Below are 13,028 nucleotides of genomic sequence, written 5' to 3' on the forward strand. Positions count from 1 at the left end.
TACAAGGGTCGTCCGGCAACGGCTAGCAGCGAGCGTCAGCGCGCATTCCGCAGCGCTATAAATCCGGGAAGTCCGATGACCCTGATGGAAATCACTCTGCAAGCCCTCGATGCCGCCGAGCGGGCGATTCCAGCCGGCCAGCCGATCTTTATGCTCAATCTGATACGCTACCGCGCGCAAGCGCATTACGAGGACGGATTCGATGCTGCGCCCTGCTCGGGCCGCGAAGCGTTCGATGAACGCTACAGGCCGGCATTCCGCCGTCTCGCGGCCGGGAAGCCGCTCGTGCGCGTGTTTTCCGTCCCGGTCCTGGCGAGCCTCGTCGGCTCGCCAAGCGAACGCTGGGACGAGGTGGCGCTCAACGAATACGGCGATTTCGCCACTTTCCGCTCGATCGTCGACACCGAGACCTACCGGCGCGAAGTCGCCCCGCATCGACACGCGGCGCTCGAAGATTTCCGCCTGTTCGCGGTCGCCAAGGCGACGTGAACAGTTTCGAAACTACGGTGACGATGCTGGGCTGCACCTTTAGGTGAGACACGGAGATTACGCAAAACTACGTAACAGTGCACCAATTTGCCTGACCAGAGCCGTCAGATGCGCGGAGATTTGTGCACTGTTACCGTAATTTGACATCATGGAGTTATTCGATGGGCGGACGGATGACGGCGTGGCTCGCGCTCAATGAGCCGCATCGCCTGCGCTCGGCGATCCTCGGCGGCATCGGCATCGGCGGCCTGATCGAGGGCTCCGGCCCCGGCGAGAATGTCGCGAAGGCGCTGGAGGCGCCCTCGCTGGACGACGTCACCGATCCCATGGGCCGCACCTTTCGCGCCTTCGCCGACCAGACCCGCTCCGACCATCGCGCACTCGCCGCGTGCTTCCACGGCGCGCGCGACCAGATGACGAGACAGCAGGCCGCGCGCATCGAGGTGCCGGTGCTGATCGCGGTCACGGCCGACGACGTTGCGGGAAGTGCGAGCGCATTCGGCGCGGGCATCCCGGGCGCGCAAGTGCTCGACATCCCCAACCGCGATCATATGCGCGCGTTCGGCGACAAGGTCTACAAGACCGGCGTGCTGGAGTTTTTGTCACGGCGGGGGTGAGGCGATGTTGCCGGAGACGAGGAGTTTGTTGCCGAATTGGCCCGAATGTCACGCCATAAGCGCAAGGGTCGCACCTCAGCCCCCCGGCAGCACGTCCTTGGCCAAGTCGGCCATGCCCATGGATGCTGCACTCTTCACGTCTTCGACGGTTATCGGAACGTAAGGCAACGGGACAGAAGCTGGCTTTCCTCACAGTCAACTCGTGACGTTTCACCGCGCCCACCGCACGCCATTTTGAGATAGACTGGAGTAACTACTCTGACGGCGTCTGAGGACGGCCGAGCGGGGAGATGAGCCCATGGACGTCGCGGCCTGGCTGCGTGGTTTGGGGCTGGGACAGTACGAGCAGGCGTTCCGCGAGAACGACGTTGACGCCGGGGTCCTCGCCGATCTCACCGCCGAGGATTTAATCGGGCTCGGCGTCGCCTCGATCGGCCATCGCCGCAAGCTGCTCGCCGCCATTGCTGACCTGCGTGCCGTCTCAATTTCGGCCACCACTCCTGCCACGTCCGCACCCGCCGCTATCTCCGAAAAGGCTTGGCTTGCACCCGAGGCTGAGCGCCGCCAGCTCACGGTGATGTTTGTCGACCTGGTCGACTCGACCGCCCTCGCGGCGCGCCTCGATCCGGAGGAAATGGCCGAAGTCCTGCGGATCTATCAGAGCGTAGTGACCGGCGCGATCGCGCGGTTCGAAGGGTACGTGGCAAAGTACATGGGGGATGGTGTGCTGGCCTATTTCGGTTTTCCTCGCGCCCATGAGGATGAGGCCGAACGCGCGGTACGGGCCGGCCTCGCTGCAGTCGCGGCGGTGCACAGCCTGGAATCGGCGCATGGAGAGAAACTGGCGGCCCGGGTCGGTATCGCGACCGGCCCGGTGGTTGTCGGCGAATTGATCGGCGAAGGCGCGGCGCGGGAGGAGACGGTGGTCGGCGACACGCCGAACCTCGCGGCGCGGCTGCAAGCCTTGGCCGACCCGGGCACGGTGGTGATCTCCGCTCGCACCCGGGAGCTCGTTGGCGGGCTGTTCGAACTCGCCGAGCTTGGCATGCAGATATTGAAAGGATTTCCCGTACCGGTACGCCCGTGGCGGGTGGTCGGGGAAGGCGCCGCCGAGAGCCGGTTCGAGGCCTTGCACGGGGCGGGTCTGACGCCGCTTGTCGGCCGCGAAAATGAGATCGGCCTGCTGCTCGATCACTGGGAGCGAGCCAAGGAAAGTGAAGGCCAGGTGGTGCTGCTGGCGGGCGAACCCGGCATCGGCAAGTCGCGCCTCTTGCGGGCGCTGCGCGGGCGGCTTGAGAATGAGCCGCATACGCCCCTGAGCCACTACTGCTCGCCGCACCATCAGACCAGCCCGCTTTATCCTGTGATCGGCCTGCTGGAGCGCGCGGCGGGTTTTGCCGCGGGCGATCCCGCGGCAACGCGGCTCGACAACCTCGAGGCGCTGCTTGCGCTATCGACCGATGATGTCACCGAGGTGGCGCCGCTGCTCGCGGCATTGCTGTCGCTCGAGACGGGTGCGCGCTACCCGCCGCTCGACATGAGCCCACATCGGCAGAAGGAGCGGACGCTCGAGGAACTTGTCAATCAAGTGCTGGGCCTCGCAAGGCAGCGGCCTGTCCTCGCCCTCTACGAGGACGTGCACTGGGCAGATCCGACCTTGCTCGAGCTGCTCGATCTCCTGGTCGACCGGGTGCAAGGGGCCTCCGTTCTCGTCCTCATCACCTTCCGACCCGAGTTCGAGCCGCCCTGGATGCGCTATGCCCATGTCACCGCGCTGACCCTCAGCCGGTTGAGCCGCCGGCAGGGTGCCGCCATGGTCGAGCGGGTGAGCGGCGGCAAGGCGCTGCCTCCTGCGGTGCTCGACCAGATCGTCGCCAAGACGGATGGCGTGCCCCTGTTCGTCGAGGAGCTGACGCGAACCGTGTTGGAGACCAATCTGCTCCGTGATGAGGGCGACCACTATGCGCTCGCAGGGCCGCTGCCGCCGATGGCGATCCCAACCACGCTCCAGGAGTCGCTGTTGGCCCGGCTCGACCGGCTCGCTCCGGCCCGTGAAGTGGCCCAGGTCGCGGCCGCGATTGGCCGGGAGTTCTCGCACGAGCTGCTCGCGATGACGGCCGCAGTGCCGGAGGATGACCTTCAGCCGGCGTTGGACGACCTCGTCGACTCGGGCCTGGTGTTCCGGCGCGGGACGCCGCCTCAGGCGACCTACAGCTTCAAGCACGCACTTGTGCAGGACACCGCTTATGCGACCTTGGTGCGTCCGAAGCGGCAGCGCTTGCACGCCCGGATCGCCGCCGCGATCGAGCAGCATTTTCCGGAGACGGTGCAGGCACAACCGGAGCTTCTGGCCCATCATTTCACAGAGGCCGGGCTGGCCGAACCGGCGATCGATTATTGGCTGAGGGCAGGGCAAGCAGAGATCGCGCGCTCGGCAACGGCAGAGGCAGTCACGCAACTGACCAAGGGGCTCGAGCTAATCCCTAATCTCCCCGATGACGCCGCGCGATGGCGTCGCGAACTCGAACTGCAGGTTGCCCTCGGTGTCGCCCTGATGGCTTCGAAGGGCTGGGCCGCGCCGGAGGTCGGGCGGGCCAACGCACGTGCCCGAAGCTTGTGCGAGTGCCTCGGCGACACGTCGCGGCTCTTCCCTGTGCTCTATGGGGAGTGGGTTTTTCACGTCGTGAGGGCGGAGCTCGAGGCCGGTCGAACGGCAGGCGAGGAATTACTCCATCGCGCGCAGGCACAGAACGATGTTGCCGCGGAAACCGTCGGTAACCGCATCGTCGGAACCGCTGAATTGCTTCGCGGCGACTTAGTGGCCGCGCGAGCTCATCTGGAGCGGACGCTCGCTCTTTACGATCCGGCGACCCATCGCTCGCTTGCCTTCCTCTTCGCGCAGGATCCAAAGGTGGCGGGCCTATCCGTTCTATCCTGGGCACTGTTCGCCCTCGGCCATCCCGAGCAGGCCCGGGCGAGAAGCGAAGAGGCTTCGACAGATGCGAAGGAGTTGTCTCACCGCAACACCCTTGGCTATGCCCTGCTTTACGGCTGCATTCTGTCGCAGCTCCGCCAAGACCCACACGAGGCTGGAGATCAGGCGAATTCGCTGATCGCGCTTGCAGCAGAGCAGGACTCCCCGCACTTTTTCGGGGCCGGCGCAATCATTCGCGGTTGGACGCTGGGCGAAGCTGGGGATTATAGGGCTAGTATAGCGCAAATCCGAGACGGACTTGCGATGTGGCAGGCCACCGGGGCGGGCTTCCTGGTGCCCTATTTCAGAAGTCTGCTTAGTGAGGTCCACGCTCGGTCCGGCGCAATCGACGAGGGCTTGGATCTTATTGACGAAACGCTGAACCGGGTGGAGGAAACCGGCGAGCGATGGTTCGAGGCCGAACTTAATCGGGTGAGGGGCGAGCTGATGCTTCGGCTGCCGAAGGCCGACCCGGCCGCTGCGGAAGCACGGTTCCGACAAGCGGCGTCAGTTGCGCGACAACAGAGCGCCAAGCTGTGGGAGTTGCGCGCAGCGACACGCCTTGCACGCTTGTGGAACGAACAAGGTCGGTACGACGAGGCTCACGACCTGCTCATCCCGCTCTACAGCCAATTCACCGAGGGTTTTGGGACAGCGGATCTTCAGGCTGCCAGAGCAACACTTCGCGAGATCACTGCCAGCTCCGAGCCGAAGACCCGAGATGCCGCTAGTTAATGAGGTGCATGAGCATGGCTGGCACTTTGCCGGTCGCTTGGACGGATCTGTCCGGTTTTTAGCAATGGCCACGTCTGAACGGCGGCTCAGGATCAAAGGTCAATTAGCCTTCATGCGGCGTTCGGTCTCCCGGAGAATAACCGCGTTGCGGTACACTCAGACGACACTGCGCTCTGAGCTAAGGTCCGCTACGGGCCAAGAGCGGACTCGTGCCTACTGGCCACTTTTTAACCCGGAGTGGCCTACTTTGATTTTGGCAGAGGCCTGTTCTGAACTTGAGTACAGGCGGCAGCTGTCTTCCGTTGCCACGGTCCCCACCGCTCCTCATCGACTGACGCAAGATCGCGCGCGGGCATCGGCTCTTTAAAATTGAAATCCGTTGGGTGGATCCAAATTACATACAGATACTGGCGCGTCTCGCGGGGGAGTTCAGCCACCGCGCTATCCGCCCAACAGCTGCAAAAAGACTCCATGTTGCCGGGCGTCTTTTGGCACATGGGACACTGCCCGGACTTCGCATTCGGGCCAAATCCGGACTCATGCATCGCAGCAAACTGCGCGTCATTCGATCACGTCGTCAGCACGGGCGAGCAGCGAGGGCGGCACTGTGAGACCAAGCGCCTTGGCAGTCTTCATGTTGATTACGAGCTCGAGTTTGGTTGGCTGCTCTACCGGCAGATCGGCAGGCTTGGTGCCTTTGAGGATCTTATCGAGATAGCTGCCTGCACGACGCCAGATGTCGGCCAAATCAGGACCGTAGACGACCAATCCGTCCTTGGCGAATTGCCGAAAGAGATGAATCGCGGGCAGTTGATGTTCGGCCGCAAGTGCGATAACTCGCGGAGACTCGAAAACAGTCAGATAATCGCCAAGGACAATGATTGCCATGGCGTGCTGGGCGGAGGCCGAGGCAAAGGCACTGTTGAGTTCTTCGGCCTTGGTCGCCTCGACAATCGGCAGAGCCACGCCTAGCTCTCGCGCTGTGCGGGGTATCTCCTCGGCTAATGCCAACCGGTGCATGGGGTTATCCGGATTGACCAGGATCGCAACCTTCGAGGCGCCAGGGACCAGTTCGCGGAGGATTTCTATTTGTTTTGCGACCGCCACTCCCGCGGTGGTCGCAAGGCCCGTGATGTTGCCGCCTGGATGCGACAAGCTTCGGACGAGGCCAAGCCCCACGGGATCGAACACAGCCACGAATACAATCGGAATGGTAGCAGTTGCTGATTTCAGGGCTAGGGCTGCTGCCGGCCCGGAGGCAATTAGCAGATCGGGAGCTAGAGCGATCAACTCGGCGGCTAAAGCTGGCAGTCGATCCCGGGCATAACGATATTCGACAAGCAGGTTCTTGCCCTCGATCCAGCCCTTCTCGCGCAAGCCCCTGAGCCATGCGGCGTGAGCTGGATCGCGAGCCGGCTCATCCGCCCAAGCGCCGAGGAAACCAATTCGCCGAGGCGTCCCCTGCGCCCCCGAACGCCTTGGCGAAACGAGTATTGCCGCGGTGCCCGCTATGAACTCCCGCCGCTTCATTCGTTCCTCATCAAGCTAGAGGACGATGGGCGCAGAGTATCACGTTTCGATGGTTGTACCCACAGCGTGTGCAAATGTTGCGTCGCAAATGCGGTGCGTGGTGCAGGACGGCTTTGGGTCAAACTCGGCTGTCTAAACCGCCGGAAGCCGCTTCCGGTTTACACTCGATAGCGGACGCGCGGCTAGCAACGAGCTGGGCAGCATCGGGCCACATTCGGACATGTGCGTCCTTAGGCTGACACAAGGCGAGTCCTTGCGGATCACCTCGCCCGCGCGAAAAGTGTAGAAGTCACATCCTCGGACCTCGATCTTTTTCCTTCGCCTGTAGTGCCCGTTAGCGTCCATTTTGAGAAAATGTCCGCGACGGTGATGATCGAGCCGCGGCATGTTTGCCCAAGGCAGGAACGCGCTTGGAGCGGCCGAGTTAAGCGGACAAAGCCACCTGTGAAGGAGACAAAGTCATGGCCCGCGCAACAGCCCATCCGGATCATCACTGCATCTCAAGCGAGGACATTCAGGGAACCGAAGTTTATGGAGCAGACGGAACGAATATCGGCGAGATTGATCACCTCATCATCGACAAGGTGTCAGGCCGCGTAGCTTATGCCGTCATGAGCTTCGGTGGATTTGTTGGCTTGGGTCACAGCCACTACCCCATTCCCTGGGGCGCTCTGAAATATGATACGTCGCTTGACGGTTTTCGAACCAACATCACTGAGCAACAGCTGAGAGACGCGCCTGAGTTCAGCGATGACTCTTGGCAGGATCGAGACTGGGAAACGCAGACTCACCGGTATTATGGGACGCCCACCTATTGGGAAGGGCGAGGTGGCCTATAACGCCGAGCGGCGCTAAAAACCTCCGTGATGAGTGCCAGCTGAACTGATCGGCCGGCCTCCACTGGATATTGTCGGATTTGATCCTAGCGACTGACTCTAGCAATTCTTGTCGCAAGGTTTGGTGCTGATCTGCAAAGGGGCCAGTTGAGGCGGCCCACCTTGCAGCAGGTCTCTCAACGAAGTTAGCTGCCGCCTTCGGGCGGCCGTTTTCTATTGGTATCCGCGCAAACGACCTCGGTTTGGGGTCCGAGGTCGCCAACCTTGCGGAAGGTTTGCTCCCGACGGGGGGCTTTTGGCTTGGGGACGGGTCGGGAGCTTGGATTCGACTCTGAATGGGGAAAGTCGTTCCGCTTGCCGACTAAATAAACGGTCCCGGCGTTTGTTCGCCGGGGCCGCTGCATTTCCGGATGCCGGAGAACTTGCCGCTCCTCGGATCACTCCGAGGGGCGCGCCGGTTCGCGTGGCGATCCCGCTGTTATCTCTCGGAAGCGCTTGCGCAGGAACGTTTGGCACGGCTCGGCGTCGAATGGCGACAAAACGGTTCGCACATGGACAGAGCGGTTGCTTATGCGATTTCGACGATCATCGTCCTCTTCGGCGTCTGGATCATTGTTGCCGGCCTGTCGTCCAGCTCACCTGTCCTATGGATCATCGTTGGGCTCGTTCCCATAGTCGTCGGGCTTTTAAGCGCTTTAGGTCCCACGTGATCCTTCTTTGCCGCGGCGGATAGGCCGTTGAACGCCAAGTCTGTTCGGGGTGTTCCTTTCCGATGAAAGCGATCGCTTGCTCGGACGAAACCAAGCCCGACAAGGTTCATCCCAATCTCATCGCGCCTTGACGTTGTCACCAAACCGCCGCGCCAGCGCGATCAGCACCACGAAGGTCGCGACCCACACCATCCGCGCGCCGTAGCGGTCGTGCGGGCCCGAGACCACGCCGCAGATGAAGGCGTTGCCGAGCAGCGCCAGCGTCACCGTCGCCGCCAGCAGCGTCAGATCGTCGAGCCGGCGGTTCGTCAGCGCATGCGCAAGGAGCAAAACCAGCCCCAGCATCGAAACCAGCGCAACGGGAACATGCAGCCAGTTCACGTAGTCGAAATCGACACCCCAGTGCTGCTGCCGCGCCGCGCGCATCGGGGCGGCCTGTGAGGGAATGTAGCGCTCAATGATGCCGCGGGTGTGCGGGATCCAGCCGTTGGTGCCTTCGCCGGTCGCGACATGCAGCAATTGCTGGCCCATCGCCCGTAGTGCCGCGCCGGCCTGCCAGGCCGGATAGTCCGCCAGCGAATGCACGACGATGTAGCCCATCTCCTCGTTCATGCCCTGGAAGCGGCCGAGCGTGTTGAACACGCTCTTGCCCCACAGGAACTCGTCGGCGCTCGTCGGAAGCTCGTTGCGATAGGGGCAGAGCTTGTAACTTTCACGCGGGCAGCGGTCGTTGAGGTAGCGCGCAACGATGCCGTCCTGCATCATGCGGCCGAAGGCGACGCCATAGCCGCCGGGCGTCCAGGTCCATTTGCCCGACAGCGCATAATTCGCCGACATCAGCATCAGGCCGCCCGCGACGATGGTCAGGCTCGCCTGCGCCAATCCCGCCAGCGGAAGCCGAGGTCCGAGCAGCGGCCGCGCCATCCAGCCGGCCGCGCACAGGCCGAGCAGCACGCCGAGCGTTGCGCTGTGGGTCGCGGCCGCAAAGGCGGTGAAGACGAACAGCGCGATCTTTTCGAGTGCCGAGGTGCGGTGTCCGCCGATCACCAGCAGGAACAGCGACAGCACCGATAGTCCCGCAAAGATGTCGGTGAGCAACATGCTCGCGAGCCAGGGCAGGGCTGTCGACAGGATCAGGAGCACACTGATCGCGACGAAGCGGACGGTCTGCATCATCGAGAGCACGCGCAAGGTGAGCTGCAACAGCCACAGCGTCGCCAGCGATTGGACCGCGAGATTGATCCAGAAGCCGAAGCTCTCGCCATAGTGCAGATAGATGCCGAACACGGTGGAGCGGCTCGGGACGAGATAGCCTTCGTACCAGCGCGCCAGATAGCCGCCGGTATCCCACTGCAACAACGGATAGCCGTTCCAAAATGCCGGCACGATCATCAGGAGGGGCAGGGCCATTGCAGCCACCCGCAGCCAAAAGGAAGCCGCGGCGCGCGTGCGCAATTGGTCGGTGGTGATGCTCAAATCTGCTCTGCCCCCGTTCGGATCATGCCCGCAATAACGGTTGGGGGAGAATTCACCAATAGTTTGACGCCGCCCGGCTTGAATTTGGCAAAACTCTGACCACTTTGAGCCGACCTTCCCGTCCGGGAGCGTCAGAAGAAAGTCTTGTTTATCAATGCTTTGGCTTGCCTTCCCGGGCAAGGCACTGTTCACTCTCAGGCAAGCCCGTCAGGACTTCGTCGCCTAGACTGTGCTATAGAGCCAGCAAAACCAGCCCATTCGAAAGAGCAGATCCCATGGCAGTGCATCAGGTCAATCCGGGAGGAAAGCTCGCTTCGCTCGATCCGATCTGGGACCGGATCCGCAGCGAAGCGGAGGACATCGTCCGCCGCGAGCCGGAGCTTGCGACCTTCATCTATTCGGCGGTGCTGCATCACGGCCGACTGGAAGATTCTGTGGTCCACCGCGTCGCCGACCGCCTCGATCACTCCGCGCTGTCGGGCGACCTCGTGCGCCAGGCTTATATTGAGGCGCTGCGCGACGATCCTGATCTCGGCAATGCCTTCCGTGCCGACCTCGTTGCCGTTTACGACCGCGATCCCGCGACCTCGCGCTTCATCGATCCCTTGCTCTACTTCAAGGGCTTTCATGCCATCCAGACCCATCGCCTCGCGCACTGGCTCTATCTGAAGGGTCGCAAGGATTTCGCCTACTACCTTCAGAGCCGGTCGTCGGCGGTGTTCCAGACTGACATCAATCCGGCCGCGCGCATCGGCCGCGGCATCTTCCTCGACCACGCCACCGGCTTCGTCTGCGGTGAGACGGCGGTGATCGAGGACGACGTCTCGATCCTGCACGGCGTCACGCTCGGCGGCACCGGCAAGGAGAACGAGGACCGTCACCCGAAGATCCGCCATGGCGTCCTGATCGGCGCCGGCGCGAAGATCCTTGGCAACATCGAGATCGGCCATTGCGCGCGCATCGCGGCGGGCTCTGTCGTGGTCAAGCCGGTGCCGCACAACGTCACGGTCGCTGGCGTGCCCGCCAAGATCGTCGGCGAAGCCGGCTGCGCTGAGCCGTCGCGCACCATGGATCAGATGATCAACGCGATGGGGCTTTGATCTTGCGAAAAGGGCGGATTTTCCGCCCTTTTTTCGTCCCCAAATTGTTTGGCAATTCATGCTGGCGGTTCGTCGCGTCTCGTCCTAAAACCCGCCGACCCATTTCGATCGGAGACTTGCCGTGGACGTCAAAGAAGTCAGAAAGCTGGACGCGTATCTGAAGCGCGTATTCGGCAATCCCAAGATCCGCGTCGTGCCGCGGCCGAAGAAGGACGATTCCGCCGAGGTCTATATCGGCGAGGAATTCATCGGCGTGCTCTTCGTCGACGACGAGGACGACGATCGCTCGTTCCAGTTCCAGATGGCGATCCTCGAAGACGATCTCGTTGATCAGGAGTAGCTTTTTTACGCCGTCGCTGCGGACGCTGCGCTGCGTCCGGCACGCAGCGAAGATTGAAGCGCGCTCTTTCCACATCGTCATTGTGAGCCACCGGGTCCGCGCGAACGCGCGGCCCCGGTGGCTCGCAATGACGAGGACTGCTTTATCCTGCCATCATGCCTCTGTTTTGCCCGATGCAGCAACCTGATTTCTAAAAATCAGAAGCGCTGTGGAGCGCTTTTGAAATACCAAGTCCTGCCAAGCACTTGTCTACTGTGCATGGGGTTGTTTTCGCGGTTCGTTTTGAGAGGCACCAAGCCGTCCCGACCGCTCACCCCTTCGGCCCGCGCAGCTGCGCCGTCAGCTTCTCCATCGCCTCCGCCACGTCGCGCCACTGCGACAGCCAGCTGCGCGGAAAGCGGAAGGTGAGGTCGGCGCCGCCGACGCGGCGCTCGGAGAGGCACATGCCCGGGGTCGCCGCATCGCGGGTGCAGCGCGCGGTCAGTGCGGGGCTGGCGGCGGAATAGAGGTCTTCGCTGCCATAGGGCGTGTCCGCGCGGAACATCCGCATCGTCAGGCCGTCCTCGGCTTTCGGTGCGGCCGGGTCGAGATAGCGGGGATAGATCGTGGTCGTGCGCTGCTCGGGCGCGAGCGCATCGTGATGGGCCGCGATCGACAGGAAGATGCGGTCGATCGAGTGCACCGCCGCCTCCACCGTGTCGGCGGTGACGTGCTTGGGTGCGCCGGGCGGTTCCAGCGAGGGATAGAGGAAGTCGAGATCGATCCGCTCCTGCGGTCCGGAATGGCGCTGGATCTTCATCCGGATCGCGGTCACCGGCAGGTTGAACAGCGTGCCGCCGACGCTCACCGGCAGCTTGTCCGGGGCGTTGGCGCCGCGCGTGCCCCAGGTCGGCCACAAGAGATAGGCGACGAGCCCCACCGCGGAGACCGCAGCGATGCCGCCGAGCACGATCGGGACGACGTGCGCGCGGGTGCGCATCCGGGGAAAGCGAGGGGAGGCTGCCGAAAACACCGTCATGAACTAGCGCAAGAGAGCGGGACGTCGGCCGCTAGCCGACGAATCAGCGGCGAATATGCCACGCGGCGGCGATTTGGCGGAGCGTTCCCGGCTGCGGGGCAAGGGGGAGGGCCCTGCGCAGGCTGGCGGGCGGCGTTAACCTTCCCTTAAGGATAATGTAGCGTTAACCCGCACTCTTTGTCACAGGAAGGCGGTGGCGTTGCGTAAGGGCGGACTTCCGATGACACCTGAAGCTCTCAATACCTTCTTCTCGATCTTTATCGGTTTCGCGCTCGCGGGCGCGCTCGTGAACGGATATCAGGCGTTCGCGCAGCGTCCCGCCGGCTTCAGCCTGCTGCAGGACGGCGTGGCGCCGAAGACCTTCGCGGCGGTGCCGTTCCTGGTGTTCGCGGCGCCCTTCATCATCATGCGCAACACGCTTCGCGGCCTGCGGATGGAAAGCCGCCGCGCCGAGTTCGTGATGATGGCGACCGTCATCGCCGGCTTCTGGAGCATGATGAGCGGCACCTTCTTCCTGATGACGCTGCGCGCGGCCGGCGTGCTGGGCTGACGCCCGCCATTCGGCCCTTTGCGTCCAGGCCGCCGTTTCGCTATGCCAGGATCATCCTGACAGGAGACCCCCATGGCGATCTACGAGCTCGACGGGCAGGCGCCCGACCTTCCCGCCGACGGCAATTATTTCATCGCGGAGACCGCCACCGTGATCGGCCGGGTGCGCCTGAAGCCGGGCGCGAGCGTCTGGTTCGGCGCGGTGCTGCGCGGCGACAATGAGTGGATCGAGGTCGGCGAGGGCGCCAATGTCCAGGACGGCTCGACCTGCCACACCGATCTCGGCTTTCCGCTTCACATCGGCAGGAACTGCACCGTCGGCCACAATGTCATCCTGCACGGCTGCACCATCGAGGAGGGCGCGCTCGTCGGCATGGGCTCGATCGTGATGAACGGCGCCAAAATCGGCCGCAACAGCATCGTCGGTGCCGGCTCCGTCATCACCGAGGGCAAGGAGTTCCCCGAGCGCTCACTGATCATCGGCTCGCCGGCGCGCGTAATCCGCACGCTCGACGACGCCCAGGTCCAGAAGATGGGGAGCGCGGCCAGGTTCTACGTGGCCAACGGTCCGCGGTTCAAGAAGGGCCTGAAGCGGATCGGCTGACCGGCCCGCAGGGGCTCCTTACCGTAAAAATACAGCTCGCTCGCTTAATC

10 protein-coding genes and 1 pseudogene are annotated in these 13,028 nt (G+C 63.1%); 8 read left to right on the top strand and 3 right to left on the bottom strand.

Going from position 1 to position 13,028, the window contains the following annotated elements:
• Positions 1 to 75: 75 nt before the first annotated feature.
• From RCO31_RS26720 to RCO31_RS26730, 3 genes and pseudogenes are all read left to right on the top strand, one after another.
• On the top strand, positions 76 to 489 hold the full coding sequence (locus tag RCO31_RS26720) for a hypothetical protein (protein WP_145640647.1): 414 nt from the start codon (positions 76 to 78) through the stop codon (positions 487 to 489).
• 155 nt (positions 490 to 644) lie between these two features.
• A pseudogene (locus RCO31_RS26725) lies at positions 645 to 1,106 on the top strand (alpha/beta fold hydrolase); the annotation flags it as partial.
• A 298-nt stretch (positions 1,107 to 1,404) separates the two neighbouring features.
• Positions 1,405 to 4,815 carry an AAA family ATPase gene (locus tag RCO31_RS26730; RefSeq protein ID WP_145640649.1) on the top strand — a complete coding sequence of 1,137 codons (3,411 nt, stop codon included), beginning with the start codon at positions 1,405 to 1,407 and terminating at the stop codon, positions 4,813 to 4,815.
• A 561-nt stretch (positions 4,816 to 5,376) separates the two neighbouring features.
• Here the strand turns inward: RCO31_RS26730 and RCO31_RS26735 are convergent.
• Positions 5,377 to 6,345, bottom strand: a complete 969-nt coding sequence (locus RCO31_RS26735; protein ID WP_145640651.1) for an ABC transporter substrate-binding protein — start codon at positions 6,343 to 6,345, stop codon at positions 5,377 to 5,379.
• A 461-nt stretch (positions 6,346 to 6,806) separates the two neighbouring features.
• Here RCO31_RS26735 and RCO31_RS26740 point away from each other — a divergent pair, with 461 nt between their 5' ends.
• Entirely contained in the window at positions 6,807 to 7,184 is a 378-nt protein-coding gene (locus RCO31_RS26740; protein ID WP_145640653.1) for a PRC-barrel domain-containing protein, read from the top strand.
• An 824-nt stretch (positions 7,185 to 8,008) separates the two neighbouring features.
• Here the strand turns inward: RCO31_RS26740 and RCO31_RS26745 are convergent.
• Positions 8,009 to 9,367 carry a hypothetical protein gene (locus tag RCO31_RS26745; RefSeq protein WP_167520705.1) on the bottom strand — a complete coding sequence of 453 codons (1,359 nt, stop codon included), beginning with the start codon at positions 9,365 to 9,367 and terminating at the stop codon, positions 8,009 to 8,011.
• 275 nt (positions 9,368 to 9,642) lie between these two features.
• Here RCO31_RS26745 and cysE point away from each other — a divergent pair, with 275 nt between their 5' ends.
• Together cysE and RCO31_RS26755 are read left to right on the top strand one after the other, a co-directional pair.
• A complete protein-coding gene (cysE, locus tag RCO31_RS26750) occupies positions 9,643 to 10,467 on the top strand; it encodes a serine O-acetyltransferase (protein ID WP_145640657.1) in 825 nt (274 codons plus the stop codon).
• Positions 10,468 to 10,588: 121 nt separating this feature from the next.
• A complete protein-coding gene (locus RCO31_RS26755; RefSeq protein ID WP_007602550.1) occupies positions 10,589 to 10,807 on the top strand; it encodes a DUF3126 family protein in 219 nt (72 codons plus the stop codon).
• Positions 10,808 to 11,117: 310 nt separating this feature from the next.
• On the opposite strand, the gene RCO31_RS26760 is transcribed toward RCO31_RS26755, so the two are convergent.
• Positions 11,118 to 11,825, bottom strand: coding sequence for a hypothetical protein (locus tag RCO31_RS26760; protein WP_145640659.1), 708 nt, complete (start codon positions 11,823 to 11,825; stop codon positions 11,118 to 11,120).
• Positions 11,826 to 12,045: 220 nt separating this feature from the next.
• Here RCO31_RS26760 and RCO31_RS26765 point away from each other — a divergent pair, with 220 nt between their 5' ends.
• Both RCO31_RS26765 and RCO31_RS26770 read left to right on the top strand, forming a co-directional pair.
• A complete protein-coding gene (locus tag RCO31_RS26765; protein WP_145640661.1) occupies positions 12,046 to 12,375 on the top strand; it encodes a DUF6949 family protein in 330 nt (109 codons plus the stop codon).
• A 72-nt stretch (positions 12,376 to 12,447) separates the two neighbouring features.
• The gene (locus tag RCO31_RS26770) at positions 12,448 to 12,978 is read left to right on the top strand and encodes a gamma carbonic anhydrase family protein (RefSeq protein WP_145640664.1); all 531 of its coding nucleotides are present in this window, start codon (positions 12,448 to 12,450) and stop codon (positions 12,976 to 12,978) included.
• Positions 12,979 to 13,028: the final 50 nt, after the last annotated feature.

This window comes from Bradyrhizobium sp. LHD-71, from assembly GCF_031157255.1.
In the GTDB taxonomy this organism is placed as follows: Bacteria; Pseudomonadota; Alphaproteobacteria; order Rhizobiales; family Xanthobacteraceae; genus P52-10.